General features: G+C 63.8%; 34 protein-coding genes. 11 read left to right on the forward strand and 23 right to left on the reverse strand.

Annotation, left to right across the window (positions count from 1 at the left end):
- Nucleotides 1–45: 45 nt before the first annotated feature.
- Genes PRN20_RS02700 through PRN20_RS02710 form a run of 3 tightly spaced genes read right to left on the reverse strand, consistent with a single transcriptional unit; the run spans nt 46 to nt 2,307 of the window.
- Nucleotides 46–801, reverse strand: a complete 756-nt coding sequence (locus PRN20_RS02700; protein WP_273955513.1) for a hypothetical protein — start codon at nt 799–801, stop codon at nt 46–48.
- 20 nt (nt 802–821) lie between these two features.
- Nucleotides 822–1,451: a histidine phosphatase family protein gene (locus tag PRN20_RS02705; RefSeq protein ID WP_273955514.1), complete on the reverse strand. Its 630-nt coding sequence runs from the start codon at nt 1,449–1,451 to the stop codon at nt 822–824.
- Nucleotides 1,452–1,503: 52 nt separating this feature from the next.
- Nucleotides 1,504–2,307 carry an enoyl-ACP reductase FabI gene (locus tag PRN20_RS02710; protein ID WP_273955515.1) on the reverse strand — a complete coding sequence of 268 codons (804 nt, stop codon included), beginning with the start codon at nt 2,305–2,307 and terminating at the stop codon, nt 1,504–1,506.
- 181 nt (nt 2,308–2,488) lie between these two features.
- Here PRN20_RS02710 and PRN20_RS02715 point away from each other — a divergent pair, with 181 nt between their 5' ends.
- Together PRN20_RS02715 and PRN20_RS02720 are read left to right on the forward strand one after the other, a co-directional pair.
- Nucleotides 2,489–3,838 carry an FAD-binding oxidoreductase gene (locus tag PRN20_RS02715; protein WP_337956208.1) on the forward strand — a complete coding sequence of 450 codons (1,350 nt, stop codon included), beginning with the start codon at nt 2,489–2,491 and terminating at the stop codon, nt 3,836–3,838.
- Nucleotides 3,839–3,882: 44 nt separating this feature from the next.
- Nucleotides 3,883–4,440 carry a hemerythrin domain-containing protein gene (locus tag PRN20_RS02720; RefSeq protein ID WP_273955517.1) on the forward strand — a complete coding sequence of 186 codons (558 nt, stop codon included), beginning with the start codon at nt 3,883–3,885 and terminating at the stop codon, nt 4,438–4,440.
- Here the strand turns inward: PRN20_RS02720 and PRN20_RS02725 are convergent.
- A complete protein-coding gene (locus tag PRN20_RS02725) occupies nt 4,437–5,189 on the reverse strand; it encodes an SOS response-associated peptidase (RefSeq protein WP_273955518.1) in 753 nt (250 codons plus the stop codon). The two genes, PRN20_RS02720 and PRN20_RS02725, sit on opposite strands and share 4 nt — an antisense overlap.
- A gap of 68 nt (nt 5,190–5,257) precedes the next feature.
- Between PRN20_RS02725 and PRN20_RS02730 the strand changes: the two genes are divergently transcribed.
- The 3 genes from PRN20_RS02730 (at nt 5,258) to PRN20_RS02740 (ending at nt 6,441) form a co-directional block, all read left to right on the forward strand.
- On the forward strand, nt 5,258–5,662 hold the full coding sequence (locus PRN20_RS02730) for an NUDIX hydrolase (RefSeq protein WP_273955519.1): 405 nt from the start codon (nt 5,258–5,260) through the stop codon (nt 5,660–5,662).
- A gap of 31 nt (nt 5,663–5,693) precedes the next feature.
- Nucleotides 5,694–6,065: a TIGR02301 family protein gene (locus tag PRN20_RS02735; RefSeq protein ID WP_273955520.1), complete on the forward strand. Its 372-nt coding sequence runs from the start codon at nt 5,694–5,696 to the stop codon at nt 6,063–6,065.
- A gap of 97 nt (nt 6,066–6,162) precedes the next feature.
- The gene (locus PRN20_RS02740; RefSeq protein WP_273955521.1) at nt 6,163–6,441 is read left to right on the forward strand and encodes a hypothetical protein; all 279 of its coding nucleotides are present in this window, start codon (nt 6,163–6,165) and stop codon (nt 6,439–6,441) included.
- A 52-nt stretch (nt 6,442–6,493) separates the two neighbouring features.
- Here the strand turns inward: PRN20_RS02740 and PRN20_RS02745 are convergent, their stop codons facing one another.
- Nucleotides 6,494–7,834, reverse strand: a complete 1,341-nt coding sequence (locus PRN20_RS02745; protein ID WP_443112521.1) for a dihydroorotase — start codon at nt 7,832–7,834, stop codon at nt 6,494–6,496.
- Between the two features lie 33 nt (nt 7,835–7,867).
- Between PRN20_RS02745 and ygfZ the strand changes: the two genes are divergently transcribed.
- From ygfZ to PRN20_RS02760, 3 genes are all read left to right on the forward strand, one after another.
- On the forward strand, nt 7,868–8,689 hold the full coding sequence (ygfZ, locus tag PRN20_RS02750; protein ID WP_273955522.1) for a CAF17-like 4Fe-4S cluster assembly/insertion protein YgfZ: 822 nt from the start codon (nt 7,868–7,870) through the stop codon (nt 8,687–8,689).
- Nucleotides 8,690–8,880: 191 nt separating this feature from the next.
- Nucleotides 8,881–9,474: a hypothetical protein gene (locus PRN20_RS02755; RefSeq protein WP_273955523.1), complete on the forward strand. Its 594-nt coding sequence runs from the start codon at nt 8,881–8,883 to the stop codon at nt 9,472–9,474.
- Nucleotides 9,475–9,688: 214 nt separating this feature from the next.
- On the forward strand, nt 9,689–10,075 hold the full coding sequence (locus PRN20_RS02760) for a DUF983 domain-containing protein (protein WP_273955524.1): 387 nt from the start codon (nt 9,689–9,691) through the stop codon (nt 10,073–10,075).
- Nucleotides 10,076–10,218: 143 nt separating this feature from the next.
- On the opposite strand, the gene PRN20_RS02765 is transcribed toward PRN20_RS02760, so the two are convergent.
- The 4 genes from PRN20_RS02765 to PRN20_RS02780 all read right to left on the reverse strand — a co-directional run bounded on the left by PRN20_RS02765 (nt 10,219) and on the right by PRN20_RS02780 (nt 14,033).
- On the reverse strand, nt 10,219–10,854 hold the full coding sequence (locus tag PRN20_RS02765) for a response regulator transcription factor (RefSeq protein WP_273956764.1): 636 nt from the start codon (nt 10,852–10,854) through the stop codon (nt 10,219–10,221).
- Nucleotides 10,855–11,005: 151 nt separating this feature from the next.
- Nucleotides 11,006–12,628 (reverse strand): hybrid sensor histidine kinase/response regulator, encoded by a 1,623-nt coding sequence (locus tag PRN20_RS02770; protein ID WP_273955525.1) that lies wholly within the window; start codon nt 12,626–12,628, stop codon nt 11,006–11,008.
- Between the two features lie 179 nt (nt 12,629–12,807).
- On the reverse strand, nt 12,808–13,089 hold the full coding sequence (locus PRN20_RS02775; protein WP_273955526.1) for a hypothetical protein: 282 nt from the start codon (nt 13,087–13,089) through the stop codon (nt 12,808–12,810).
- 116 nt (nt 13,090–13,205) lie between these two features.
- The gene (locus PRN20_RS02780) at nt 13,206–14,033 is read right to left on the reverse strand and encodes a universal stress protein (protein WP_273955527.1); all 828 of its coding nucleotides are present in this window, start codon (nt 14,031–14,033) and stop codon (nt 13,206–13,208) included.
- Between the two features lie 193 nt (nt 14,034–14,226).
- On the opposite strand from PRN20_RS02780, the gene PRN20_RS02785 reads away from it, so the two are divergent.
- Nucleotides 14,227–14,583 (forward strand): hypothetical protein, encoded by a 357-nt coding sequence (locus PRN20_RS02785; RefSeq protein WP_273955528.1) that lies wholly within the window; start codon nt 14,227–14,229, stop codon nt 14,581–14,583.
- Nucleotides 14,584–14,593: 10 nt separating this feature from the next.
- Here PRN20_RS02785 and PRN20_RS02790 read toward each other — a convergent pair whose 3' ends face one another.
- The 12 genes from PRN20_RS02790 to PRN20_RS02845 form a co-directional block, all read right to left on the reverse strand.
- Nucleotides 14,594–14,725: a c-type cytochrome gene (locus PRN20_RS02790; protein ID WP_273955530.1), complete on the reverse strand. Its 132-nt coding sequence runs from the start codon at nt 14,723–14,725 to the stop codon at nt 14,594–14,596.
- The gene (locus PRN20_RS02795; RefSeq protein ID WP_273955531.1) at nt 14,722–15,264 is read right to left on the reverse strand and encodes a DUF1269 domain-containing protein; all 543 of its coding nucleotides are present in this window, start codon (nt 15,262–15,264) and stop codon (nt 14,722–14,724) included. Before PRN20_RS02795 ends, PRN20_RS02790 begins: the two co-directional genes overlap by 4 nt.
- A gap of 166 nt (nt 15,265–15,430) precedes the next feature.
- Nucleotides 15,431–15,730, reverse strand: coding sequence for a hypothetical protein (locus PRN20_RS02800; protein WP_273955532.1), 300 nt, complete (start codon nt 15,728–15,730; stop codon nt 15,431–15,433).
- 58 nt (nt 15,731–15,788) lie between these two features.
- Nucleotides 15,789–16,232, reverse strand: a complete 444-nt coding sequence (locus tag PRN20_RS02805; RefSeq protein ID WP_273955533.1) for a PRC-barrel domain-containing protein — start codon at nt 16,230–16,232, stop codon at nt 15,789–15,791.
- Nucleotides 16,233–16,326: 94 nt separating this feature from the next.
- Nucleotides 16,327–16,869, reverse strand: coding sequence for a DsbA family protein (locus PRN20_RS02810; protein ID WP_273955534.1), 543 nt, complete (start codon nt 16,867–16,869; stop codon nt 16,327–16,329).
- Complete coding sequence (locus PRN20_RS02815) at nt 16,835–17,347, reverse strand: redoxin domain-containing protein (RefSeq protein WP_273955535.1); 513 nt, start codon at nt 17,345–17,347, stop codon at nt 16,835–16,837. The genes PRN20_RS02810 and PRN20_RS02815 overlap by 35 nt, the downstream gene beginning before the upstream one ends.
- Nucleotides 17,348–17,403: 56 nt before the next feature.
- On the reverse strand, nt 17,404–17,592 hold the full coding sequence (locus PRN20_RS02820) for a hypothetical protein (RefSeq protein WP_273955536.1): 189 nt from the start codon (nt 17,590–17,592) through the stop codon (nt 17,404–17,406).
- Nucleotides 17,589–18,464: a BON domain-containing protein gene (locus PRN20_RS02825; protein ID WP_273955537.1), complete on the reverse strand. Its 876-nt coding sequence runs from the start codon at nt 18,462–18,464 to the stop codon at nt 17,589–17,591. The genes PRN20_RS02820 and PRN20_RS02825 overlap by 4 nt, the downstream gene beginning before the upstream one ends.
- Nucleotides 18,465–18,469: 5 nt before the next feature.
- Nucleotides 18,470–19,126, reverse strand: coding sequence for a BON domain-containing protein (locus tag PRN20_RS02830; protein ID WP_273955538.1), 657 nt, complete (start codon nt 19,124–19,126; stop codon nt 18,470–18,472).
- Nucleotides 19,127–19,299: 173 nt separating this feature from the next.
- A complete protein-coding gene (locus PRN20_RS02835) occupies nt 19,300–19,824 on the reverse strand; it encodes an Hsp20/alpha crystallin family protein (RefSeq protein WP_273955539.1) in 525 nt (174 codons plus the stop codon).
- Between the two features lie 10 nt (nt 19,825–19,834).
- Nucleotides 19,835–20,236 carry an Hsp20/alpha crystallin family protein gene (locus PRN20_RS02840; RefSeq protein ID WP_273955540.1) on the reverse strand — a complete coding sequence of 134 codons (402 nt, stop codon included), beginning with the start codon at nt 20,234–20,236 and terminating at the stop codon, nt 19,835–19,837.
- Nucleotides 20,237–20,247: 11 nt separating this feature from the next.
- The gene (locus PRN20_RS02845; RefSeq protein WP_273955541.1) at nt 20,248–20,697 is read right to left on the reverse strand and encodes an Hsp20/alpha crystallin family protein; all 450 of its coding nucleotides are present in this window, start codon (nt 20,695–20,697) and stop codon (nt 20,248–20,250) included.
- Between the two features lie 140 nt (nt 20,698–20,837).
- Here PRN20_RS02845 and PRN20_RS02850 point away from each other — a divergent pair, with 140 nt between their 5' ends.
- Nucleotides 20,838–21,740: a J domain-containing protein gene (locus PRN20_RS02850; protein WP_273955542.1), complete on the forward strand. Its 903-nt coding sequence runs from the start codon at nt 20,838–20,840 to the stop codon at nt 21,738–21,740.
- Nucleotides 21,740–22,003, forward strand: a complete 264-nt coding sequence (locus PRN20_RS02855) for a chaperone modulator CbpM (RefSeq protein WP_273955543.1) — start codon at nt 21,740–21,742, stop codon at nt 22,001–22,003. Before PRN20_RS02850 ends, PRN20_RS02855 begins: the two co-directional genes overlap by 1 nt.
- A 16-nt stretch (nt 22,004–22,019) precedes the next feature.
- Here the strand turns inward: PRN20_RS02855 and PRN20_RS02860 are convergent, their stop codons facing one another.
- Both PRN20_RS02860 and dnaK read right to left on the reverse strand, forming a co-directional pair.
- Complete coding sequence (locus tag PRN20_RS02860; protein WP_273955544.1) at nt 22,020–22,589, reverse strand: nucleotide exchange factor GrpE; 570 nt, start codon at nt 22,587–22,589, stop codon at nt 22,020–22,022.
- Between the two features lie 26 nt (nt 22,590–22,615).
- Nucleotides 22,616–24,523, reverse strand: a complete 1,908-nt coding sequence (gene dnaK / locus PRN20_RS02865) for a molecular chaperone DnaK (RefSeq protein WP_273955545.1) — start codon at nt 24,521–24,523, stop codon at nt 22,616–22,618.
- Between the last annotated feature and the right edge of the window lie 92 nt (nt 24,524–24,615).

The raw sequence follows: 24,615 nt of genomic DNA on the forward strand, positions 1-24,615 counted from the left end.
GTGCCCCGAGGGTTGCGGCGGTTCTAGGGGCGGCAGACAGGTGCGTCAATTGGACGGCTGGAGGTATGGCCGCATCGCCTTCGCCATCTCGGCGGCAATCTCGATGCGACGGATCCACTGCAGTGGGTCGGCGTCGTAGCTGTCGGCAGCCGCCGCAAATTGCTCGATCGTGCGATACAGCAACCCATCCGCTTCGACATGACCCACGGCATGGCCCATCTGTTCCGCCAGCAGCGGCCACGCTACGTCGTTGGCGAGCGTATCGACCTGCGAGTGTGCGACGATGTCGCTGGCCGCCGCCCTGTCCATCCGGCGCACCGCGGACAGCAGGTCTGCACGCCGCCCTGTCATCAGTTCGTAGGCCCGGTTGATCGGCCCTTCGGTCTGCTGCAGCCGCTGCGGCACCGCTGCGAACGCACGCTCGGACCGCCCGACGATCAGAAAACCGACTTCCGGCCGCGCAGCGAGCACCGCCTTGAGTTCTTCGGGGGCCGCATTCAGCCAGTGCAGCATGTGGTCGGGGTCGGCATAGAGCACCCGCTCCGTACCGAGCTCCAGAGCCAGGGCGACAGCGGTGCGCCGGCCCAGACCGATGTACTGTTCGCCCGTCGGGTGTCGGGTGACCCGCGCGCCCAGTGCATCGACCATGATGCGCTCGATATCCGGATGGGTCGCCTCGGTGAGGCTCACCGCCACGCCCGAGAAGTTTTCGGCCAATCCGGGCGCTGCCGCCTTGATCGGACCGGCTAGCAGGGCCTGGGGGTCATGCAGGACTGTCGCGAACGCTGTGCTCCTCAACATGCCCTGCTCCCCGAAACCCCTCAGTCGTCCCAGCTATGCCCGGCTGGATAGACGACGCTCTTGCCATCGATGAAATGCACCACCGAATCCTGCGGCGGGAACCAGTTCACCGCCCGCTCGGCCGGAAAGTCCTCGATCAGGCGGCGGAGGATACGGAGTATCCCGCCATGCGCCACGATGATCGCCGGGCCATTGAGATTGTCGCCGGCAAAGCCCAGCACGCGCTGCGCCACGTCCTCATAGCTCTCGCCCGAGGGCGGGCGGAAGAACCAGAAATCGGCGTCGCGCTCGCCGGCAATGGCCATTTCCGATGTGCTGAGCTCGGAGTGGAGCCGCCCCTCATAGACGCCGAACGAGACCTCGACGAGCCGCTTGTCGAAGGCCACCTCCGGCAGCGGCTCGGAAAACGCCGAACGTACCCGTTCCATGGTCTCGCGCGTGCGTCCGAGCGGGGAGGCATGCCAGGTGAACTCGCCCGGCTTCCGTCCGGCGCGCTTCAGAATCTCGACCAGCAGCCTGCCGTTGAGATCGGCCTGCCCCCGCCCGATGTCGTTGAGCGGAATGTCCTTGGAGCCCTGGTAGCGCCCCTCGGCGTTCCAGTCGGTCTCCCCGTGACGGATGAAATAGAGTTCAGGCCAGTTGAAGGACATCTATCGACGCTCGGAAACAGAAAGGGCCGCCTCGCGGCAGCCCCTGGACAGGTCACGCAGTAGCTTCCGTTTCATCGTCGACATGCATGCCGATGATGTTGAAGCCGCAGTCGACATACTGGATCTGGCCGGTGACACCGGAAGCGAGGTCGCTGAGCAGGTACAGTGCGGCCGAGCCGACTTCCTCCTGCGTGACGTTGCGCTTGAGCGGCGCGGCCTTCTCCTGGAAGTGCAGCATGGTCCTGAGGCCCGAGATGCCCGAGGCCGCAAGGGTCTTGATCGCGCCAGCCGAGATGGCGTTGACGCGGATGTTCTTGGGGCCGAGGTCATGCGCGAGGTAGCGCACCGACGCTTCGAGCGCCGCCTTGGCGACGCCCATCACGTTGTAGTTCGGCACGTACTTCTCGGCGCCGTAATAGGTCAGCGTGAGCAGCGAACCGCCGGGGTTCAGCATCGCCTCGGCGCGCTTCGCCACGGCGGTGAACGAATAGACCGAGATGTTCATGGTCAGCGCGAAGTTGTCGGCGCTGGTATTGATGTAGCGGCCCTCGAGCTCTTCCTTGTTGGAAAAGCCGATGGCGTGGACGAGGAAATCCATCGTCCCCCACTTCTCCTTCAAGACGCGGAAGGTCTCGTCCATCGCCGCATCGTTCGACACGTCGCACTCGACCAGCGTCGTGACGCCGATCTCGGCGGCCAGCGGCTCGACGCGTTTCTTCAGCGCCTCGCCCTGGTAGGAGAAGGCAATCTCGGCGCCCTGGTCGGCAAGGGCCTTGGCGATGCCCCAGGCGATCGAGCGGTTGTTCGCCACGCCCATGATCAGGCCCTTCTTGCCGGCCATCAGCCCGTTCGCCATCGTCTTGCTCCGTAATGGATGTCTCGTTGGCGCCGCTTGTCGCATAGCGCCAAGTGGTGAGCAAGATTGGGCGGGCAAGTTCACCCTTGCGTCGATCCCGCCCGCCGCTATCTTCCCGGCCATGACGCTCGCCCCCGACGCAATCATCTCCGGTCTCAAGGCTTTGCTGGGGGAGGCGGGCGTGATCGCCGATCCCACGGCGATGACCACCTATCTCACCGAGCCGCGCAAGCGCTTCAGGGTCCCGGCCGTGGCGGTGGCCCTTCCCGCCGATGTCGCGGCGCTGCAGGCGCTTTGCCGCTGGGCCAACGCCAACCGCGTGCCGCTGATCCCGCAGAGCGGCAATACCGGCCTCGTCGGCGGCCAGGTGCCGCTCAGCGGCAACGAGGTCGTCGTCAACATCTCCCGCCTCAACCGCGTCCGCGAGGTCAACGCCGCCGCCGGACACATGACGGTCGAAGCCGGGCTGATCCTCGATGAAGCGCACAAGGTGGCGGAAGCCGCCGGTGCCATGTTCCCGCTCTGGCTCGCCTCGCAAGGCTCGGCCCGTATCGGCGGGGTGCTGAGCTCCAATGCCGGCGGCGTGCAGGTCCTCGCCTTCGGCAACGCCCGCGAGCTGACGCTCGGGGTCGAAGCCGTGCTGGCCGATGGCCGGCTCTACAACGGCCTCAATGCGCTCAAGAAGGATAATACCGGCTACGACCTCAAGGACCTGTTCGTCGGCGCCGAGGGCACGCTCGGCTTCATCACCGCCGCGACGGTGAAGCTCTTCCCCATCCCCGAGGCCCAGGAAACGGCGCTGGTCAACGTCGCGAGCCCCGAGATGGCACTCGAATTGTTCTACATGCTGCGTGAGCGTACCGGCTCCCGCCTCACTGCCTTCGAGTTGATGAACCGCTTCGGTGTCGATCTGCAGCTCAGGCACGGGCTCCTCGCGCGCGATCCGACTGCCAGCGTCTCGCCCTGGTACGTGCTGGCCGAGGTGAACCGCATGAAGGGCGGCGTGCCCGGGGCCCTCCAGGCAGCGCTCGAGGAAGCGCTGGGGGCGGGGCTCGTGACCGATGCCGTGGTCGCCGAATCCGAGGCCGACCGCACGCTGATGTGGGCGGCGCGCGAGCAGATGAGTGAGGTGCAGTCCAAGGAAGGCGCCTCGATCAAGCACGACGTCTCGGTGCCGATCGGCGCCGTCCCCCAGCTCATCGCCGAGGGAACTGCCGCAGTCGAGCGCGTGATTCCCGGCGTCCGGCCCTGCCCGTTCGGCCACATGGGCGACGGCAACATCCACTTCAATTTCAGCCAGCCGGTGGGCGAGGATCCCAAGGCCTTCATGGCGCGCGAGAAGGACGCCAACGCCGCGATCTATGAGGTCGTGCAGCGACTCGGCGGCTCGGTCTCGGCCGAGCACGGCATCGGGCAGTTGAAGCGCGACTTGCTGAAGGAGCTGAAGGACCCGGTGGCGCTCGACATGATGCGCGCTATCAAGGCGGCGCTCGATCCCAACGGCATCATGAACCCGGGCAAGGTACTCTGAGGTGCCTTGTTGACGGGGCGCCCACTCCGTCCCATCTCACGCCTATGCTTCTCGATATCGGTTTTCTCGACGACGCCACCCGTCCCGCCCCCATCCGGCTCGAAGGGCTGACGGAGGCCCAGCGCGCGCCCGGCCTGCACCTCCGTGAGGTGCACGACCACCTGCGCGACAACATGAAGACACTGGCAGTGCTGATCGAGCGCGCCGCGGCCGGCACAGTCGGCGCGCGGGCGGCGACCGATGAGGCCGCGAGCCTTGCCATGGTCGCCAACTATCGGCGCTTCGGCAACCTCTGTGGCCAGCACTGCAACATCGTCAACATGCACCACTCGATCGAGGACGAGGCGGTGTTCCCCGCGATTGCCGCCCAGGGCGCCGGCTTCAGGGCCATCGCCGACCGGCTCCGCGCAGAGCACGTGGTGGTGCATGAACTGCTGGTGCGCCTGATCGATGCGCTGGGCGAGCTGGCAGCCGATCCCGGGCCGAGCCGCTTCGACGATACGCTCGAGATCTATCGTGCGCTCGAGCGCGTGCTGCTCAGCCACCTCGGCTACGAGGAAGAGGCCATCGGCGACGCGCTGGGCTATTTCGACATTTTCTAGAACAGGTCGAGCTGCCCGCCGCCGGCCGCTGCCTTTTTCGGCTTCCTGGCCCGTGTTTCGTCCTCGGCGGCAAGCTCTTCCGCCGACATCTCCCGGATCAGCGCCGGCTCATCCACATCGGTCCGGCCCACCGCCTTGCCTACCGGGTGGTACTTCAGCGATCCCGCCGGGAGCGGCAGGGCGAGCTGAGTCGCGGCCCGCGTGTCGATATCGCGGGTATTGAGCCACAGGTCGACATTTTCCCCGGTCAGCATCGCCGGCATGCGGTCGTAGATCGAGCTGATCTCGAGATTGGGCTCGACCGTGACGATGCAGGCGGTGTCGACTTCCTCGCCGTCGGGGCCCGACCAGGTCGAGTAGAGCCCGGCAAACACCATGGGCGAGCCGTCTGCCATGGTGATGTAGTAGGGCCGGCGCACGCCATCCTTGCCCTTCATCCACTCATAGTAGCCCGAGGCCGGCACGATGCAGCGCGAGTTGCGCACCGCGTCGCGGAACGATGGCTTCTCGGCCATGGTCTCGGCGCGGGCATTGATGAGCAGCGAGAACTCGCGCGGATCCTTCACCCAGCCCGGCACGAATCCCCAACGCACCAGCTGGATGGTCCGGCGCCCCGATTGCTCCCAGACCACCGCGATCGGCTGGGTCGGGGTGATGTTATAGCGCGGCGGAAAGTCGATCTGGTTGAGCAGGTTGAACAGCTCGACCATCATCTCGGGGGGCAGGGTGGCCGCGTAGCGTCCGCACATGGGGCGAGTCTCCTTCAGGCACTAGTTAGGCACTTGCCGCCGAAGGGGCAAACCTCAATCATCGCGGCATGGCCGACTCCGCCCGCCCACCCAACGCCGCAAGCGTTGCGCTCATCGACCGCGACCGCGTGCTGCTCATCCAGCGGGCGCGAAAGCCCTATCACGGCATGTGGAGCCTCCCCGGCGGTCGGCTCGAGCCGGGCGAGACAGCCGAGCAGGCGGCCGAGCGCGAGATCATGGAGGAGGTGGGCCTGCGCGTCTGGCGCCTGCATCCGATCCGCCGCATGTGTCTCGCCGAGGGCCGCTTCGTGCTGCAGGTCTATGCCACCGAGGCCTTCGAGGGCGAGATCGTCACCTCCGACGAGGTGAGCGACCATCGCTGGGTCCGCGCCGACGAGATCGGGCTCATGCATACGACGCCCGACCTCGCCGAGGTCGTGGCCGGAGCCTTCCGCATCTTCAACCGCAGTTGAGGCGGGGGCCCGATTCCCATAAGGATGCGCCATGCGCCTCCGCTTCCTCCCCGCCGCGTTTCTCGCCGTGCTGCTGGCCACCGTGCCGGCACGTGCGATCGATCCGCCCTACCAGGCGGAAATGGAACGGCTGAGCGAGATCATGGGCAGCCTCTACTTCCTCGCCCCCCTCTGCCGTCCCGACAACCAGACGGACTGGCGCACCGAGATGGGCGAGCTCATCAGCCTCGACGAGCCCGATGACGACCGCCGCCAGCGCCTGACCGGGGCCTTCAATGCCGGCTACGAGGCCTACGCGCGATTCTACCGCCTGTGCACGCTTTCGGCCGACGAAGCCCTGTCGCGGCTCCTCATCGAGGCCGAAAAGACCGCCCGCGACATCCACTCCCGCTACGCCGAGTGATCCGGCCCGCGGGTTAAGGATAATTGAAGAGTGCATATTAACCTTTTGGCGACGACTTGGACGCGACTCAGGTGAGGGCATGCTACGGCCCTCGGTCATGAAACTCTCAAAGACCCTCAAAAGTCCGAACGGTATCGAGCTGCCGGCCGACGCCGACCGCGAAGAGCGCCAGGTGGCGCTCGAGTATGTCGCCGAGGCCTGGAACGAAGCCGAGGACGACGGTGTCGCAACGCTTGCGCTCGCCCACGCCTCGCTGTTCGCCGCCATCACGTCGCTGGTCGAGTATCACGGCGAGAGCGCCGTCGCCGCCCTGATCGCCAGCCTGCCCGCCAAGATCGAAGCCGGCGAATACAGCCTCGGGCGTTCGCTGCAGTAGCGCGGCCCCGCCAGATCGCGCCCTTCCAGCAGCGGCGTGATCCAGTCCTCGATCACAGCGTTTCGAGAAACCGCATCGGCTGGCCGACGCTCGGTGTCACCAGCTCGCCCTGCCACATGACGGTGTTGCCGCGCACGATCGTGCCCACCGGCCAGCCGGTGACGGCGACGCCGTCATAGGGCGTCCAGCCGGCACGGCTCTTTACCCACTCATTGGTGATGGTTTCGCGCCGCTTGAGGTCCACCACCGTGAGGTCCGCGTCATAGCCGACGGCGATCCGGCCCTTGCTGGCGATGCCGAACAGCCGATTGGGGCCGTGACTGGTCATGTCGACGAAACGCTCGAGGCTCATGCGTCCGGCATTCACGTGGTCGAGCATGATCGGCACCAGCGTCTGGACGCCGGTCATCCCCGAATGCGACTGCGGATAGGGATGGTCCTTTTCCTCGCGCGTATGCGGGGCATGGTCCGAGCCGAGGATGTCGGCGACGCCGTTCCTGACTCCGGCCCAGATGCCTTCGCGATGCGCCTTGTCACGCACTGGCGGGTTCATCTGCGCATACGTGCCGAGCCGCGTGTATGCCGTCTCGTCGAGCGTCAGGTGGTGAGGCGTCACCTCGACGCTCGCGACGTCCTTGTGCGCAGCGAGGAACACCATCTCCTCGGCCGTCGAGATGTGGAGGATGTGAACGCGCTTGCCGGTCTTCCGCGCCAGGGAAACCAGCCGCCGCGTCGACAACAGCGCTGCCTCGGGGTCGCGCCACACCGGATGCGAGCTAGGGTCGCCCGGCACGCGCAGGGGCTTTCGCTCCTCGAGCCGGTACTCATCTTCCGAATGGAAGGCGGCGCGGCGGGAAATGGCGCGAAGGATCGCCTCGACCCCACCATCGTCGGGAACCAGCAGCGAGCCGGTGGACGAGCCCATGAACACCTTTACGCCGGCGCACCCGGGCAGCCGCTCCAGTTCCGGGAGCTGCGCCACGTTGTCGTGCGTGCCGCCGATGTAGAAGGCGAAGTCGCAATGCATGCGGCGGGTGCCGAGCCGGATCTTCTCCTCGAAGGTCTCGAGCGTCGTCGTCAGCGGGTTGGTGTTGGGCATCTCGAACACGCCGGTAACGCCGCCCATCACCGCCGAGAGCGATCCGGTTTCGAGATCTTCCTTGTGGGTGAGCCCCGGCTCGCGGAAATGCACCTGCGTATCGATCACGCCCGGCAGGATATGGAGCCCGGTGCAATCGATCGTCTCGCCGGCGGATTCTGCGGCGAGATCGCCCAGCGCGACGATGCGGCCGTCATTGACGGCGATGTCGGCGCGATGGATGCCGTCTTGGTTGGCCACGGTGCCGTTCTTGAAGATCGTCTGATACTGCGCCATGTCTCTGGTCCCGGCCATTCCGTGTTCGGCCGGGTGTAGCGGAACCCTCCCATGCCCACAATCCTCCGTCCGTCCCGTGCCGCCTTCCGCTTCTCCGGCCCAGAGGCGCAGAAACTGCTGTTCGACGTGGTCACGGGGCGCCTCCTCGCCGAGCCGGGTCCGGCCGTGTGGTGGGCGCTGCTCTCGCCCCAGGGCAAGGTGCAGGCCGAGGGCCTGAGCGGCTGGGCCGCGGATGCCTTCTGGCTCGATGTCGATACCTCGGTCGCCGATGCATTCCTCAACAAGATGAAGCTCTATCGCCTTCGCGCCAAGGTCGAGATCGACGACCTCAGGGACACCCACTCGGTGGGCTGGAACTTCGACGGCTGGAGCGGGGGCATCGCCCATGCCGACCCGCGTGGCCTGGGCGAGCGTGTCATCGCGGGGAAATCCGCCACCGCGGAGTGGCTTCCCGCCGACGAGACTTTCGCCCGTCATCGCATCGCGGCCGGCATCCCCGAGCAGGGGCCCGATTTCGGCATCGACGAGGTCTTCGCCCACGACATCGGGCTCGACCTGCTCGACGGCATCGACTTCGTGAAGGGTTGCTATATTGGCCAGGAGGTCGTGAGCCGGATGAAGCACCGCGGCACCGCGCGCCGCCGTCCAGTCATCGTCTCGGGCATCGAGGCCCCGGCCGGAACCGCCGTCGTCGCCGGCAACCGCGAAGCCGGCACGATCGGCGAGGTCGTCGACGGCAAGGCCGTCGCCATCCTCCGCCTCGACCGCATCACCGACCCCGCAGCAGTCACCGTCGCCGGTCGCCCGGTCAACGTCACGCTGCCGCCCTACGCCACCTATCAGTTCGGCGAAGCGACTGCGGACGAAGGCTGAGCTCAGCGCATGGGGAACGTATCCCCCCCGTGGCGGCGCCCGAACCACCAATCAGCTTTGAGGGTCATTAGCGTGGTCTAGTTCGAGTGGAGGTCATTTGTGAACGGCCGCTGCTCGCATGCTCGAACTGCCAACGATCAATGATGCGGCCACCAGGCCAGGGCATAGTGCGGACATAGGGACCTGACGCTATGGATTTTGGATCCGTACCCGACTGGATCGTCGCCATCGCTGCTGCGCTGGCCGCTTGGCAGGGCATCAAGAGCCTCAACGCCTGGCGCCGAGAGGAAGCCGGCCGCCGGCGCATGGAGTTGGCGGAAGTGGCCCTGAGCGAATTCTACGAAGCACGCGACATCTTCAAATGGGTGCGCAGCCCGGCCCGCGAAGACAGCGATCCGGCGGCACAGTCAACTCCTGATGACCCAGAGACACGCATTCAGTCACAGCGCGACATCTACTACCCGATCCTCAAGCGCCTCGCCGATGATGGGGATTTCTTCGGTCGCATGCGAGCGCGCCGTTACCGAGTCCAGGCCTTGTTCGGCCCCGCCGGAGCAGAGCCCTACGACATAATCAACGACGTGCATGGCAAGGTCGCACTAGCGGCCAAGATGCTCGTGCAGACTCAACAGCAAGGAACGCCTACCGAGGCGGAGATGGCGCGGAGCGGCGAATGGCAGGATACAGTGTGGGATGATGCTGAAGGAAGCGACGAGATCAACGATCGCATTGAGCTGGCGATCCGGAAAGCCGAGGAGGTCTTTCGGCCAACGATATCGGTGTGACGCCAAACCGCCTCGTGGCTCCGTTACGGCTTTACGGGCTAGCCCGCAGCGCAGATTAGTCGACCCCGGCTTCGGCTCTAGATGGTGAGTTCCGCCTTCGACGCAGAACCGATGCTGCGTGACCGCCATGTCCCCGTCCCAACGTTCAAAAGTCTCCGTCACGTGGTGCACTTTTCATCCGCCCTCGCGTTTCGAATGGTAGAGGAACAGAGCGATGAGCAGGCCCGGCGAACCCAACGCCAGCAAAAACGCCTGGCGGGCAATCAAAGCGGGGCTGCGCGGACGATGTCCGCGGTGTGAGAAGGGCGACCTGTTCGCCGGGTTCCTCCGGCAGGTCGAACACTGTCCGGTCTGCGGCGAGCACCTGGGCCGCTACAACGTCGGCCTGTTGCTGCCCTTCATTGTCATCACCATTGTTGCACACGTGATCATTTTCGTGATGCTGGACATGGAGTTGAATCGGCGTGCCAGTCCGCTGATTTACCTCAGCGTGCTCGTTCCGATGTCAATTGTGGTACCGCTGCTGATAATCCGTCCAGCCAAGGGAGGACTCATTGGTTTCCTCTGGGCTCGCGGGCTGAGCGACGAACTCGATCGCTAGCCCGTCGGTGCCGGGCAGGTGAATTGGACTGCCAGCAGGTAGTTGAATTCGTCTTGCGGAGTCGGCAGGCAGCCCTGCAAGCCGGTCAGTCGACGGCCGAAATTGCGGCCGTTGTCCGCTCGAGGACTCTGGTGTGAACAGTACTAGTTGTTGGCGGCGTCGCTCGCACTTTTTTCTGCCAAGTCGGCAATTGCCTGCAACCGGATGGCTTCGGCGAGCCGCCGCAGACCCAGTCGCCTCAGCATGCGGGAACTGTGGACCTCGACAGTTCGCACGCTGATGCCCAGCTCGAACGCGATGGCTTTGTGAGAATCGCCTCGCGCGAGGGCGAACAGGACCTCGCTCTCGCGCGGTGACAGCATCTCGATGCGGCGGACCGCGCGTTCCACAGTCCCGCGAAGCTCGGGGGTAGGATGCTCGGCCATGGCGGCATCAATGGCGAGGAACAGCTGCTGCTCCTCGAAGGGCTTTCCCAGGAAGCCCGAGGCGCCGAGCTTGGCCGCACGCATGACTGTTTCCGGCTCGGTTTGCCCGCTCATCATGACCGCCGGCAGGTTGACATTGCGCTGCCGCAACTCAGCCAGCAACGACAACCCGTCGGTGCGGGGCATGCGGACATCAATAAGCAGGCAGCCGCGCCACAAGTTGTCATTGGTGGCCAGCACTCCGGCCGACTCCTGATAGAGATACACTTCGTAGCCCGCGAACGTCAGCTGTCGGCCGAGAGTCCGAAGGAACGCGGCATCATCGTCTACAACATGAACCGTATAGGCCTTCAGTTCGGCCTCCTCAGTGAGTCACCGGACAGCACTGCGCCGCTTGGATGCCCGGCTGGCGCCGCGGGTTCTGCCTGGCCTGCGCAACAACCCACATTGTCAATGTGTGACTTCGGTTCCGGACGTCAATTCTATCGACTTTGGCTGACGACCATCATTGCGGCCGGAATTTTCCTGCTGCCTTGGCGACCGGCAGATAGACCGTGACCGACGTGCCCATCCCGACCTTCGTTTCGATGCGCATCCCACCGCCGGATTGCTGCAGCACGCCGGAGATATGGGCGAGTCCGAGGCCCGAGCCCAGGCCGTTGGTTCTGGTCGTGAAGAAAGGCTCGAAAACATGGGGCAAGACATCGTTGCTGATGCCCTCACCGGTGTCCTCGACGAGAAGGGCGGCATATTCGCCCGCCGGAGGATGTTCCTCCCTCGTCGCCGACGCTGCCACGATGTTGAGCGTTCGCACAGTAAACGTGCCTTCTCCCAACATGGCATGGCGCGCGTTGTTCGCGAGGTTGAGGAGGATCATTTCGACCTGGGTGGGATCAACCAAAGCAGCTTTGAGATTTGGCGCCAACGCCATTTCGAGATGAATGCCCGCACCCAGTGCGGCACGCAGCAGATCGCTCATGCCGATGATCTGTGCATTCAGGTCGACGACTTGCGGCTCGAGTTGCTCCTTTCGAGCAAAGGCGGCGAGTTGCGCCGCGATCCTGGCTCCTCGGTCGGCAGCAACTCGGATCAGCTCGAGACCGTCGCGGTCTTCAGGATCGTGGATCGAGCGCTGGAGCAGCTGCACATTGGCGAGCACTATGGCTACCAGATTGTTAAAATCGTGAGCTATTCCAGAGGTCATCTGCCCAATGGCCCTGAACTGTAGAGCTGCGGCCTCGGTAGCTGCGTGTTGTGCGACCTCTTCGCGCAACTTCCCGTTGAGCAACTCGAGTTCGCGCGAGCGCGCGTCCACACTCTGCGCGAGCGCCTCCTCGATGTGCTTCCGCTCGGTGATGTCGATTACCGCGCTGTACAAGGCAACCGCCTTGCCGCCCGCGAAGCTTGCGGCTCCACGCGCTGCGACCCATCGTTCGATGGCATCATAGCCGATGACCCGATACTCGATATCAAACACCTCTCTGGTATTCGGATCGAGGCTCGATCTGATTGCCGCGTCCACGGCTCCGAGATCATCGGGATGAATGGCGGCCCGCCATAAGGCGTAGTCGCCTCCTGGGTGTGAGGGCAGTCCCCAAATCGCCCTGGCGACCGCATTCCATTCCATGTCATCGGTCTGAAGAGTCCACCGGCAGATCCCCAGTTGCACCAAGTCAGCCACGGCCTTCAAGCGAGCCTCACCTTCTCTCAGGCCGTCAGAGGCGCGCCTCTCACCGGATACGTCCTCAAGCGTCGCAACGGCACCCGAAATGCCGCCCCTTTCATCGCGATACGGGGCCGCGCAGACACGTAACCAACTGTAAACTCCCGCCTTATCGGTATAGCGGAAATCCACACCGGGGGTCACAGTTTCGCCGCGCAACGCCCGCGCTTCGGGGTAGTCTGCCGGGGCGAGGATACCTCCGGCGCGGTCGTTCCCGCGCCAGCGATGCTCCGACTCGGGCGTAAAGGCGGGCATCCGATCACCCCAGACGTGCGCCAGCCTTCCATTCCGCAGGAGCAAGCGCCCTTCAAGGTCAAACACCCCGATCGCGCCGGACAAGCTCAGGATCGACAACAACTGAGCCTTGCTAACCCTAAGGGCGTGATCGACGAACCGCTGGGTCATGGCGATGGCCTGTTCTCGACCCAATCAGTGACGAAAACGAACCGAGTCCGCTGGGCGGGAGCTCGGCGGTCCTCAATCTGACCAGATCCTTGTGCTGGTCGACGCGTCGGATGCGTGCCGAGCATGCACAATGACTAAAACGGCGGTCGCGATGTTTGGTTGCGGCGGCAGACAGCGCCTCAGGCCACGTCCTCGCCCGGCGTTACCTGCGGTGGATTGGGCAGCAGCGGCGTCAGTCCTGAGTCCCGCAACCAATTGGAGGGAACCAGCAGGGCCTTGTCAGCGGCGGCCTTGTCGATGAACAGGGTTACGCTGGCGAACACGTCCATCCCCGTATCGACCAGGTGATAGCCGCGAAAGCCCTCGACTTTGCTGATGATGGGGAGGAATTCTCCGGAGACCCGGCGCAAGACTTCCTGTGGCTTGATGACTCCGGCGTAGCGCCGGATGATGACATACATATCGCACCTCCGCGACATATTGAGCAGCGGGATTCTACGCGTTCCGCCCTGCCACGCCTTGCGATCGGTCAGGTTTAGAGCGGTTTGCCGAGCAGTTGCGTGATCGATCGGTTCCTTTAGTGCGCAATCAGCAGCGGGACTGGTGATCGCTGCAGCAGCTTTCGGGTCGTTCCCCCCAGAAGCCATTCAGCAAGACGGGAATGACCGTATCCACCCATGATGGCAAGGTCCGCATCGAGAGCCCTGAATTCCTCGATCAGGCCGTCGGCGACGCTGCCCTGGGTGGGGATGGTCCGCAGCCGTCCCTCAATTCCGTGAGCCTTGAGATAGCCGAGGGCCTTCTCCCCGATCAGGGCGTCGATTTCGAGGTGCCCCCCCCTGCCGACTACGAGGACGGTGACGATTCGCGTGTTGTGGAGATAAGGTCGTGCTTCGGAAAGCGCCCGGGCGACTTCGCAGCTGCCATTCCAGGCAATTACGGCGTGCTTGAACCCACCTTCATAACTACGCCGGTCGTTTACGAGGAGAAGGTGTCGTCCGCCTCGGAAAAGGACAGTCTCCACGACATCCTGCCTTTCGCTGTCGCCGCTGGCCGACGGGCGCAAGGTCAGGAACACGTCTGCGGCACGGGCTTCGCGCGCGCAGACCCAGCCGATATCGGCTTCGAAAACGTCAAACCGGCGCAATTCGGAACGTTGGCCCAGTTCCGCAAGCCGCGTCTTCAATTCGGCTGCGGCGATATCTCCCGACTTCCGCGCTGCCGCGACCAGAGGCGACCAGGCATCGGTGTGGAGGTCGACGCGTGGAATGGGAGAGGGGAGTACGTTGAGATAGAGCCCGACGACCTGCGCGTCGAACAGTTGCGCGAGCTCGCGCGCGGCGTGGAGCCGAAGGCCGTCGGGCGTCGTGTTGCCGTCAAAGCGAACAAGGATGACCTTGATCATACTGCTTTCATGCGACTGATCGGAGGGTGTGGCTGTCGATGCCACGCTGGATCAAATAAGGCCGGCGTCCGCCCCTCGCCCTGACCGTTGTCAGGTCGTTGCAGGACCGCACTCGGCAAGATGCAGGTTCATCGAGGACGGCCAGTTCCAAGTCGGCCCTCTGCGTCTAACCATGCGTGTCGGGATCTGCTCCATGGCCAGGAAAGTAATGCTTGAGGCGATCAATACCGGCCACCGGCTGTTGGTGACCCCGGAAGAGATACGTCTGTGGGGGGAGGCACGTTCCGGGTTGCCTGCCATCGAAGATCGGCCGCCAAACATACCGGGCCCGCCGATCCTTCGCATCGTTTTCGACCAGCAGCTGCTGAATACGGGCGAGAGCCAATACGGGGATCGGCCTGGCGGCCTGGAACTTGTTTCGTGGGACGAGTGGGTGGCCGAACTCGAGGTGCGCAATCTCGCTCTCAAGGTCGCGATCGAGGTTCCCGGTATGCTCGATGACCGCTACGAGTTCGTGGAACTTGACAGGCCCAGGAGCGAAATTTCCTAGTCCAAGGTCGTCACCGATCGATCGTTTGGATCGCAAGATAGGCGACAAGATCGGCAAGCTCTGTCGGATCCTTGATGCCGGGAAATGCCATCTTGTTTCCCAGTGCCGTTTCGCAATCCTGGTCCCGGAGACGGATCATCATGCTGACCTCCCGGTGGACGTATCCGAGGGCGCCGCAGCTGCGAGGGCATCGCGAAGAGCCTGCTCCTTCTCGGGATCGAGCGATGCCTTGATTACCTCGCCACCCGATCCCTTGATGGCCTCGAGCACCTTTTCGAACGAGACCTTGCGGATCAGGAGGAACAGTGCCGCATGACCGGGGGCAAGCTTTTGGCTCAACTCCTTCATGAAGTTGTCATCGATGCCGAGATCGGTGAGCGCGCCACCGATAGCGCCGGACGCTGCCCCGAGCGCAACGCCCGAGACCGCGCCGATAGCAAGTCCCGCGACCGGCATCAGGAAGAGAGCGCCGAGTAGCAGACCCCACATGCTGCCCGACAACGCGCCGGCGGCAGTCGGGTTGAGCAGCTGGTTCAGACGCACATGGCCGTTGCCGGTGTTGACCGCGATCGCCGCATCGTCGAGCTCGATCAGGTATTCCTTCTGGAGCTGCAAGAGCTTCCGGCGCATCTCCTCGGCCTGTTCTTCGCTGGGGTACACGATGACAGCAAGGTCGGGCATCTGGGGTCTCCTTGGTACGCGCGCAGATTGGGGAAGCGATGGTGCGAGAAAGCTCAACCGGAGCCGCCGGGACGGCCTTGACGTCCGTCAGTCAGGCTTCCGAAATGCAACGGCGGCAGAAGCTTGTGCCGCTGCCGCCGTGACACGCGCCGGGGAGGAGGCGGCGCTATTTCATGCCTTCGAGGTTCCGGCAAAACGCCACGACGACAGGAGGGTGGTCTGCCGCGGGTTCTACCAGTTGCACCAGACAGGCCTCCTTGACCTTGGCCTGCTGGTCAGCGGACAGCGAACGCATGAATGCCTGGTTGTCTTCGGCGGTCGTTCCCGCATTCGAAATGTCGACGCCGAGTTCTTTCATGCCTTGGGTGTCGGCGTTGGAGCCGGTCGTCTCTTGCGAAAAGCTCTGGGTTGGCGCGAGGGCGAACAGGATCACGCCGGCGAGTGCGATACGGGTGCTAGTCTTCATGACAGTTCCTTGGTTGGGACCAGGCGCGACGGCCGCACGACGCAGGTCCGGAGCGGTCCTATTTGTCCTGGCCGTATTTGAACTCTTGGGTCTGCTGCAGCTCTTCTTTGGAACCGCCGCTGGTCAGCACGATCCCACGACCCCCATCGCTGATCTCGAGGCTCTCGTAAGGGACCGCGACGAGGTAGCCGCCAAGCCCGAGAAATGCGCCGACCTGCAGGATTGCGTAAACAAGCCGGTCCTGATCGAAGATCAGGTCGTCGAGCGTGCCGACTTCCTCCTTGGCGGAGTTGACGACTTTCGTTCCAAGGAGCTTGGAGGCGCGGAAGCCTTCCGCAACCTTGACGACGTCGACGACAGTTACTGTCTGGGCGATGGCCGGGCGAACAGTCACCGTGACGCTCAGAGCAGCACAGGCGGCCGCGGCCAGCAACGCTGCGGAGAGCCAATGCCGCTGATGGCGGTTACGGGATTCGGCGGCGTGAGCGATGGCTACTTTCATTGTTGATCCTCGCTGTGATTGAACTGGTCGCCGATGGTTGGATCGGGGACCTTGCGAGTATCCCGGGATGCGCGCCCTCTGTCCTTGACCGCCGTCAGGTTTGGTGTGCGGGCGCGTTCATTGCGGCATTGATCGCAGTGATCAGCTCGGGCGCGAGGTACGCACCATTGTAACGCTCGCCGTTGATGAAGAAGGTCGGGGTGCCGTTCACACCGCTGCGGATGCCCCCCATGAAATCGTCGTTGATCTTGCTGCGATAGCGGCCGCGGTTGATGGCATCGCGCAGATCGAGCTGGGAGAGACCGAAGGTGCTCGCGAGCGCGAACAAGGTGGTTGGGCTGAGCATCCGCTGGTTCCGGAAGATCGCCTCATGCATCTCCCAGAACACTCCATTCTCGCCAGCGAACTCCGCTGTTTCCGCGGCGACGAGCGCGTACGGGTGAATCTCGGTCAACGGGAAGTGCCGGTACACCAGCGCCAGCCTTTCGCCGAACTGGGCTTGCACCCGCCTGACGTTTGGTTGCGCCGCGGCACAGTGCGGGCATTGATAGTCACCATACTCGACCAACGTCACGATCGCATTGCGACCGCCCGAGATGTGGTCATGCGCGTTTACGGGCACTCTTAGCGTCGACATCGAGGCTCTCCACAGCTGGCATCTTATCGAGGGCGTCGAGAATTCCATCGGCGCCGGGATTGACGGCAAGCGGGGACTGGTAGCTCCATACAATCATACCCTGCTCGTCGATCAGAAAGAGCGCGCGCGCCGCCTCTCCCACGTCCTCCATGTAGCAGCCATATGCCGTCGCAACGGCGCCCTTGGGGTGAAAGTCGGCAAGTATGGGAAAGTGAAGGTTGCGCGCCTTTGCGAATTCCTGATGGCACCACGCGCCGTCGACTGAGATGCCGAGAAGCTCGGCGCCGCGCCGGCGGAACTCAGGCAGGATCTGGTTGTAGAGCGCCAGCTGGTCGCCGCAGACCGGACTCCAGTCGGCGGGATAGAAGGTGAGAATGACCCGACGGCCGGCAAGCTCCGACAGTGCGAGTTTCTGGTCAGGTGTGACCGGAAGCGAAAATGCGGGGGCCTTGGTTCCAGGTTGCAGGTAGCGAGCCATGACGGTGCTCCGCTTTGGAGGGGGGCGTACGCGGCCAGGGAAACCGCGGACGCATTTCAGGATGCTCGGACGGGGGCAACTCGTTGCTTGGCTTTGCCAAGGCGCATCCCGAGTTGGAATGCCAATGCGACGATCCCAAAAGCGATGGCAAGCAGGCCGCGCAGGCTCACGATCCACCAGTTTCTGACGAGGTTGGCGTTTATGGCGCCGGCTCGCCCCGTGGACGCCGTTGCGTTGCCGCTCATTGCGAGACTCCCTGCCTCGTAGAAGTAATGACAATGCGATTCTCGACGACCTGGACGCCAGGCGTCTGCCAGGCGACGTGCTCGGCTTCCTGCCGCTCGGCCCAGCTTCTGACCCTGCCACTCAGGACAATCCGATCGTCGTCGGCCTCGATTTCGATACTCTTCGCATCGGTCTCGGCAATGCGACGGAATGCGTCTTCGATCCTCCGCCTGAGGGCGGTCTCCGCCGAGGCTGCGCCAACTTCCAAGTTATTGTTGACCGCAATCACGTCACGCACCTGAGAGGCGAGCTCACTGGCGCGAAGCCGCTGCGACTTGCTCGCGACCTGACCCTCGAGGGTCACGGCACCATTCTGAACCGAGATCCTGATGCCGTCCGCCACATCGCCGAACTCAAGAGCAAGTACTGCAGCGAGGTCGCTGGCGATCTCTGGGTCGGGGCGCCTGTCCATACCGGGTAGCCGGACTTCGATCTCGTTCACAATGACGCCAACACCTTCGACGCCCTTGACGATGCTTTCGGCGAGCCACTTCTGGTCGAGTCGCTCAACGACGCCGCCGATCGTCACAACGCCCTCTCTGGCGGCAATGCTGATCGTGGCTGACCTGAGCTCGGGGCGCTCGTCGAGCGCGGCCTGAATCTGGCTGGTGATCGCTTCGTCCGATGGCATTGTCATCGAGCTCCGGTGATGATCGTGGTGACCGCTGGACGGTAGCGGCGGCGAGGCGTCCGGACCTTGACCAGTGTCAGTTTCACTGCCGGCAGCCGGACCGGCGGCGACGACTGGCCCCCAGGCTGGTGGGTCGCTGGCGGGGAACGAGTCCTCGCTGGCGCGATCGACCGGGTCCGAAGCCTTGTCGCCGCCGGCCATTGTTGTCAGCTCCAATCGATGGTGATCAGGTTCCGGACGCTTTTTACGCCCGGGGCGCGCCACGCTGCGCGCTCCGCCGCCTCCTTCTCCGCCCAGGACTTCACGGTGCCTCGCAGCGTGACTTCCGAGCCTCCCACCTCGACGGTGATCCGTTGCGCATCCAGCTCCGCGGTTCGCTTGAGTGCCTCCTGGATCTTGGCCTTGACTTCGAACGGCTCCACCTTCGGCTTGATCGCGATCAGGTTGGAGACTCCCTTCACGCCAATCACGCGGCGGATCGCCTCTTCAGCGCGACGGCGCTGATACTCCCACTCGACGTCTCCCTCGAGCGTCAGCCAACCGTCCTTCACCACGATCTTGATCAGTTCGTGGGAGAAGGGGAGCTCCGCCTTCAGCTTGGCGACGGCGTCCCGGGCAATTTCGGGATCGGGGCGCTCACTTGAGGAGGGAAGCCGAACTTCGAGGTCATTGGCTACGGCGCGCACGCCGGAAACGCGCTTGGCCACCCGCTCCGCCTCCCACTTCTGGGTGTAGCTGCGTACGAAGCCCGTCAGGGTCACGACCCCATCCTTCACCGCGATCGCGATGTCGGTCGCATCGATGTCCGGTTCCCACTTGAGCTCGGCTTCCACGTCCCGACGAATGTCACTGTCTGTTCTCATGTCTCAAACTCCCAATGGGGCTCAGAGCCGATCCGGTCGATCGGTCCGCATCACCCTAAGGAGGGCCGCGCCGGTCGCCTTGACCGCTGTCACTTTTGAGGCGCGAATTTGAGGCGCGAAAAAGCCCCACGGTGAGGCGCCGTGGGGCTCAGAAGGCAAGCGAGGGAGGGAGGTCAGCTTGCCTGAATCTTGATCCTTTTTTGACCGGACCGCGACTCGACCGACTTGGGGACCACGATAGTCAGGGCCCCGTTCTTGAAGCGCGCGGCTGCCTGATCGGGCACTGAACCCTCGGGCAGAGGGATGGTACGCTCGAGAACACCGACGCTTCGCTCGATCATGACCGCGGTGCCGCTGCTTTCCTGCCGCGCTTGCTGGCGTTCGGCGCGGATCGACACCGAGCCCGTCCCAACAGTGACCTCGATATCGTCCTCGGAGAAGCCGGGCAGCTCGGCAACGATCTCGACCTCGTTCCCCTTGTCGCGAACATCGACCTTGAAATCGGGCTGTTCTACACCGGAAAATGCCCTCAACACGGCTTGGGGTTGGGAGAATGGCATGAGGTTCCAGAAGCTCCCGAAGGCGCGGTCCATGTCGGCCTGAAGAGCAAGGATGGGATCGCTATCGCTATCGCGATCTGTCGGCGCCGGTACATTTGCGCGACGCTGACGGAAAGGAACGACATCGAATATGCCCATTTCATTCTCCTCAGTTGAGCTTGACCGAAATCTTCTTGGACGGCTGCTGCGCTGCTTTGGGCAAGGTGAGGCGAAGCACACCGTTCTTGAGCACTGCATCGATCCCGTCCCGGTCGATCTGATCGGAGATGACGAACTTCCGCTCGTACGAACCGTCGCGATACTCCGCATAAAGTGGCCTGAGGCCCTCAGGCGCCGTGGACATCGACTGCGCGGCGATGGTGAGCACGCGTTCGTCGAGAGTGACGTCCAGTGTCTCCGGGTCAGCCCCTGGGACGTCGAGAATCATCACCAGGGCATCGGACCGTTCGATGATGTCCGTTGCCGGAATGAAGGTTGGACCGACGCGCGTCGGCTCGGCGCCGTTGCCGTTGGTGGCAGCTGGACGACCGTCTTGCTGAAGCTCTGCCATGGGTTCCTCCATCACGACGGCTGAACTTTGATGCGCTTGGGACGCTCTGACTCCGGACGCGGTAGCTCAAGGGTCAGCACGCCATGTTTGAAGCTCGCCTTCACACCGTCCGGATCGACATGGAACGGTAGAGTAAAGCTGCGCGCGAATGCTCCGGCGGTACGCTCAGCCCGGTGGACGACATCCCCTTCGGAGAGCGCTTCGGGTTCGCGGGTGCCGCGAAGAGTCACGGTGTCCTGGTGAACCGAAACATCGAGGGCGTCGGGCTCGACCCCCGGCACCTCTGCGCACAGAACGGCGTGATCGGCGCTGGCCCATACGTTGATCAAGGGATAGTCGGCCTGGGTGGGGGCGAAGCGCAGGGAACCAATAGCTCGGTTGAGCTCTGACTGCGCACGCCACATCTGCTGGAATGGATCCATCTGACGGGGGGAGGCGATGGGGACTGGACCTTGCATCATTTTTCGCTGCTCCGGGCTGAGGTCGTGCTGACGACGACCATCCCAGCTTGCCCCGGCCGCATCGGCGGGTCGCTGATGCCCATCATTTCCCCGGGCCGCAGCAGGGATAACCTTGCCGCTTTCGATCGCAGGAGCCGGCCGTGGCTGCCAATCCGTACCAGGTTCTCGGAGTGAAGAAGGACGCCTCCCAGAAGGAGATCCAACGGGTCTACCGGCAACTGGCGAAGAAATCGCATCCCGATCTGCATCCAGGGGACGCTGAGGCCGAGCAGAAGTTCAAGGAACTCACCGCAGCCTACGAGCTGATCGGCGACGCCGATAAGCGCAAGCGTTTCGATGCCGGCGAGATCGACGCCTCGGGACAGGAGACGCCGAAGCGAAGCTACTATCGCGACTTTGCGGGATCAGAGGCAGGCGCGGGCGCCTATCGATCAGCCGCCGGGTTCTCCGATTTCGGGGACGCGGAGGACATCTTCTCCAGTATGTTCGGTGGCCGCTCCTTCCGCTCGCGTGGACCGGACATTCGCTACCGGCTGACGATCGACTTCCTCGATGCCGTCAATGGCGGCACGAAACAGGTGACGCTGGCGGACGGCTCGAGCATCGACGTCAGTATTCCGCCGGGGACGCGTGACGGCCAGGTTCTGCGACTGCGCGGGAAGGGCCAGCCTGGCACCGGGGGAGGTCCCCCGGGCGACGCTCTCGTCGAAATCGTCGTGCGGCCGCACCCCTTTTTCACGCGCGATGCTGACGACATTCGGCTCGAGCTCCCTATATCCCTCACCGAGGCGGTGCTCGGCGGCAAGGTTAAGGCGCCGACGCCGACCGGTACCGTTATGGTCACTGTGCCCAAATGGTCGAGTAGCGGCAGGGTGCTTCGGATACGCGGTCGCGGCGTACCTCGCCGCGACGGATCTCGCGGAGACGCCTATGCTCGTCTCGCCATTGTCCTGCCTCAGAAGCCGGATGCGGAGCTCGAAAAGTTTGCCACCGGCTGGTCCGCCGGCAAGGCGCATCAGCCCCGCCAGCATATGGGAGTGTGATGCTCACGACTGCGGAACTTTGCGACGAACTGCACATCGGACGCGATCTCCTGGACCGCTGGATCGCCAGCGGCTGGCTTAACCCGGCCACCGAAGGCAGCGTCGCCAGTTACGCCGACATCGACATCGCTCGCGCCCGTCTCATCCTCGAGCTAAGCACTGATTTCGAGGTGAACGAGCAGGGGATCGGCATCATCATCGATCTCATCGACCAGATACACGGTTTACGTTTCGCGCTGCGGCATGTTCTCGACATCCGCTAGCCCGTACAGTCCGGAATCAGTCGGCGCCAATTCCGATCCCCTCGTTATCGACCACTCCAACCTTTGCCGGCCGCAGCAATCGATCGTGGATCATATAGCCGGGCAGGATTACTTCCATCACCTGGCCGGTATCGAGGCCCGGCTCAGCGCGCTGGTAGACAGCCTCGTGGTAGCGGGGGTCGAACCGCTCGCCCAGGGGTTCGATCTTGCGGATGCCGTGCTTGGCCAGGGCTGCAAGCAGGTTGCGCTCGGTAGCGACTACCCCCGAGAGCAAACTTTCGACGCCGCCTTGTGGCGAACTCTCCACCGCCCGGCGCAGGTTGTCGACCGACTCCAGCAGGTCCCCCGCCAGCTGTGCGGCGGCGAAACGCACGGCTTCATCGCGTTCCCGCGCTGCAAGCTTTCGCACATTGTCCTGATCGGCAAGAGCGCTCCGAAGAGCCTCGCGTGTTTCGACGAGAGCCCTCTCGTTCGCGGCCAGACGCTCGTGAACGTCCGGCTCTCCTATTGGATCGCCGTCAACGCTCTGGTCGTCCCGCGGAGGCGGCTCAGCCGCGTTCTGGTCGCCCGGATGTGGTCGTGTCATGCTCGTCTCGACTTCATCGCAGTGCCCTAGGGCGATCCATGGGTTTGGTTGTCGTCGACATCTTCAAACTCGGCATCGACGACATCGTCGTCGCCCCCGGGCGTGCCGCCAGCGCCATCGCTGCTGTCGGCGGAGCTTGTCTGTGATGCAGCCTGAAGCTGTTGCGTCGCTCCTGCGAGCGCGGTTGTCTTGGCATCGATGTCCGCCTTGTTGTCCGTAGTCATGGCGGTCTGGAGCTCGGTGATCGCGGTCTCGACCGATTCCTTCTGGTTCGGCGCCTTGTCTCCCGCCTCGGTGAGGGCGCGTTGTCCTGCGGCGATCTGAGCGTCTGCCTGGTTCCTGGATTCAATCAGCGCCCGCCGAGCCTTGTCGGCCTCCGCATTCTGCTCGGCCTCCTTGATCATGCGGTCGATGTCCTGCTGGGTTAGCCCGCCAGAACTCTCGATCTTGATCTGCTGCTCCTTGCCGCTCTGCTTGTCCTTGGCGGAAACGTTGACGATCCCATTGGCATCGATGTCGAAGGTGACTTCGATCTGCGGAACGCCACGCGGCGCTGGCGGAATGCCGACGAGATCGAACTGGCCAAGCAGCTTGTTGTCGGCGGCGAGTTCGCGCTCGCCTTGGAAGACCCGAATGGTCACAGCATTCTGGTTGTCCTCGGCCGTCGAGAACGTCTGGCTCTTCTTTGTCGGGACGGTCGTGTTGCGCTCGATCAGCTTGGTGAACACGCCGCCGAGCGTCTCGATGCCGAGCGACAGTGGCGTCACGTCGAGCAGCAGGACATTGGAAATGTCGCCTTGCAGGACGCCGGCCTGGATGGCGGCGCCGATGGCGACGACTTCGTCGGGATTGACGCCCTGGTGCGGTTCTTTCTTGAACAGGCCTTTGACCGTCTCCTGCACCTTGGGCATGCGCGTCTGGCCGCCGACAAGCACGACTTCCTCGAGCTCATCGGCCTTCAACTTGGCGTCCTTGAGGGCAGCCTCGCACGGTGGCACTGTGCGCTGGATGAGGTCGCCAACCAGTTCCTCGAGCTTGGCCCGCCGAATCTTGATCTCGAGATGTCGCGGGCCGGACGCGTCGGCGGTGATAAACGGCAGGCTGGCCGTCGTCTCGAGGGTCGAGGATAGCTCGATCTTCGCTTTCTCGGCTGCGTCCTTGAGCCGCTGCAGCGCAAGCCGGTCCTGCCTGAGGTCGATACCCTGGTCTTTCTTGAATTCCTCGGCGAGGTAGTCGACGAGGCGCTTGTCGAAATCCTCGCCGCCGAGGAACGTGTCACCGTTGGTCGCCCGCACCTCGAACACTCCGTCCCCGATATCGAGAATGGAGATGTCGAACGTGCCGCCGCCAAGGTCATAAACCGCGACTTCGCCATGTCCTTGCTTCTCGAGGCCATAAGCGAGAGCCGCCGCCGTCGGCTCATTGATGATGCGCAGCACCTCCAGTCCTGCGATCTGTCCGGCATCCTTGGTGGCCTGACGCTGCGAGTCGTTGAAATAGGCAGGAACCGTGATCACAGCCTGGGTGACTTTGTCGCCGAGGTAGCGCTCCGCAGTTTCCTTCATCTTGGTGAGGATGAAGGAGCTGATCTGGCTTGGGCTGTACTTCTTGCCCGCGCATTCGACCCAAGCGTCCCCATTGGGACCGGGTACAATCTTGTAGGGCACCAGCCCCTTATCCTTATCTACGATAGGATCGTCGTAGCGCCGGCCGATAAGACGCTTGATGGCAAAGACCGTGTTCTCCGGGTTGGTTACGGCCTGGCGCTTGGCCGGCCATCCCACCAGGATTTGCCCATCCTTGGAGAAGGCTACGTATGAGGGGGTAGTCCGCTGGCCTTCCTCGTTCTCAATGACTTTGGACTGCCGGCCTTCCATAACCGCCACGCAGCTATTGGTGGTCCCGAGATCGATGCCGATCACTCGCTTGGCCATTGCTCGTCTCCTTCAACCGGCGCGATGGCGCCGCGTAGCGCGGGCCTGGTCGGTGCCTGTCGCATCCTCGCGCGCGTGCGGGACGCGCGCGT

The organism is Devosia sp. ZB163, assembly GCF_028613635.1.
GTDB lineage: Bacteria > Pseudomonadota > Alphaproteobacteria > Rhizobiales > Devosiaceae > Devosia_A.

What these genes read in the sequence shown, in the direction of transcription:
- PRN20_RS02700 (WP_273955513.1), bottom strand. Translation starts at nt 801, where the DNA reads ATGTTGAGGAGCACAGCGTTCGCGACAGTCCTGCATGACCCCCAGGCC.
- PRN20_RS02705 (WP_273955514.1), bottom strand. Translation starts at nt 1,451, where the DNA reads ATGTCCTTCAACTGGCCTGAACTCTATTTCATCCGTCACGGGGAGACC.
- PRN20_RS02710 (WP_273955515.1), bottom strand. Translation starts at nt 2,307, where the DNA reads ATGGCGAACGGGCTGATGGCCGGCAAGAAGGGCCTGATCATGGGCGTG.
- PRN20_RS02720 (WP_273955517.1), top strand. Translation starts at nt 3,883, where the DNA reads ATGCTTCTCGATATCGGTTTTCTCGACGACGCCACCCGTCCCGCCCCC.
- PRN20_RS02725 (WP_273955518.1), bottom strand. Translation starts at nt 5,189, where the DNA reads ATGTGCGGACGCTACGCGGCCACCCTGCCCCCCGAGATGATGGTCGAG.
- PRN20_RS02730 (WP_273955519.1), top strand. Translation starts at nt 5,258, where the DNA reads ATGGCCGACTCCGCCCGCCCACCCAACGCCGCAAGCGTTGCGCTCATC.
- PRN20_RS02735 (WP_273955520.1), top strand. Translation starts at nt 5,694, where the DNA reads ATGCGCCTCCGCTTCCTCCCCGCCGCGTTTCTCGCCGTGCTGCTGGCC.
- PRN20_RS02740 (WP_273955521.1), top strand. Translation starts at nt 6,163, where the DNA reads ATGAAACTCTCAAAGACCCTCAAAAGTCCGAACGGTATCGAGCTGCCG.
- PRN20_RS02745 (WP_443112521.1), bottom strand. Translation starts at nt 7,834, where the DNA reads ATGGCCGGGACCAGAGACATGGCGCAGTATCAGACGATCTTCAAGAAC.
- ygfZ (WP_273955522.1), top strand. Translation starts at nt 7,868, where the DNA reads ATGCCCACAATCCTCCGTCCGTCCCGTGCCGCCTTCCGCTTCTCCGGC.
- PRN20_RS02755 (WP_273955523.1), top strand. Translation starts at nt 8,881, where the DNA reads ATGGATTTTGGATCCGTACCCGACTGGATCGTCGCCATCGCTGCTGCG.
- PRN20_RS02760 (WP_273955524.1), top strand. Translation starts at nt 9,689, where the DNA reads ATGAGCAGGCCCGGCGAACCCAACGCCAGCAAAAACGCCTGGCGGGCA.
- PRN20_RS02770 (WP_273955525.1), bottom strand. Translation starts at nt 12,628, where the DNA reads ATGACCCAGCGGTTCGTCGATCACGCCCTTAGGGTTAGCAAGGCTCAG.
- PRN20_RS02775 (WP_273955526.1), bottom strand. Translation starts at nt 13,089, where the DNA reads ATGTATGTCATCATCCGGCGCTACGCCGGAGTCATCAAGCCACAGGAA.
- PRN20_RS02780 (WP_273955527.1), bottom strand. Translation starts at nt 14,033, where the DNA reads ATGATCAAGGTCATCCTTGTTCGCTTTGACGGCAACACGACGCCCGAC.
- PRN20_RS02785 (WP_273955528.1), top strand. Translation starts at nt 14,227, where the DNA reads ATGGCCAGGAAAGTAATGCTTGAGGCGATCAATACCGGCCACCGGCTG.
- PRN20_RS02790 (WP_273955530.1), bottom strand. Translation starts at nt 14,725, where the DNA reads ATGATGATCCGTCTCCGGGACCAGGATTGCGAAACGGCACTGGGAAAC.
- PRN20_RS02795 (WP_273955531.1), bottom strand. Translation starts at nt 15,264, where the DNA reads ATGCCCGACCTTGCTGTCATCGTGTACCCCAGCGAAGAACAGGCCGAG.
- PRN20_RS02800 (WP_273955532.1), bottom strand. Translation starts at nt 15,730, where the DNA reads ATGAAGACTAGCACCCGTATCGCACTCGCCGGCGTGATCCTGTTCGCC.
- PRN20_RS02805 (WP_273955533.1), bottom strand. Translation starts at nt 16,232, where the DNA reads ATGAAAGTAGCCATCGCTCACGCCGCCGAATCCCGTAACCGCCATCAG.
- PRN20_RS02810 (WP_273955534.1), bottom strand. Translation starts at nt 16,869, where the DNA reads ATGTCGACGCTAAGAGTGCCCGTAAACGCGCATGACCACATCTCGGGC.
- PRN20_RS02815 (WP_273955535.1), bottom strand. Translation starts at nt 17,347, where the DNA reads ATGGCTCGCTACCTGCAACCTGGAACCAAGGCCCCCGCATTTTCGCTT.
- PRN20_RS02820 (WP_273955536.1), bottom strand. Translation starts at nt 17,592, where the DNA reads ATGAGCGGCAACGCAACGGCGTCCACGGGGCGAGCCGGCGCCATAAAC.
- PRN20_RS02825 (WP_273955537.1), bottom strand. Translation starts at nt 18,464, where the DNA reads ATGGCCGGCGGCGACAAGGCTTCGGACCCGGTCGATCGCGCCAGCGAG.
- PRN20_RS02830 (WP_273955538.1), bottom strand. Translation starts at nt 19,126, where the DNA reads ATGAGAACAGACAGTGACATTCGTCGGGACGTGGAAGCCGAGCTCAAG.
- PRN20_RS02835 (WP_273955539.1), bottom strand. Translation starts at nt 19,824, where the DNA reads ATGGGCATATTCGATGTCGTTCCTTTCCGTCAGCGTCGCGCAAATGTA.
- PRN20_RS02840 (WP_273955540.1), bottom strand. Translation starts at nt 20,236, where the DNA reads ATGGCAGAGCTTCAGCAAGACGGTCGTCCAGCTGCCACCAACGGCAAC.
- PRN20_RS02845 (WP_273955541.1), bottom strand. Translation starts at nt 20,697, where the DNA reads ATGATGCAAGGTCCAGTCCCCATCGCCTCCCCCCGTCAGATGGATCCA.
- PRN20_RS02855 (WP_273955543.1), top strand. Translation starts at nt 21,740, where the DNA reads ATGCTCACGACTGCGGAACTTTGCGACGAACTGCACATCGGACGCGAT.
- PRN20_RS02860 (WP_273955544.1), bottom strand. Translation starts at nt 22,589, where the DNA reads ATGACACGACCACATCCGGGCGACCAGAACGCGGCTGAGCCGCCTCCG.
- dnaK (WP_273955545.1), bottom strand. Translation starts at nt 24,523, where the DNA reads ATGGCCAAGCGAGTGATCGGCATCGATCTCGGGACCACCAATAGCTGC.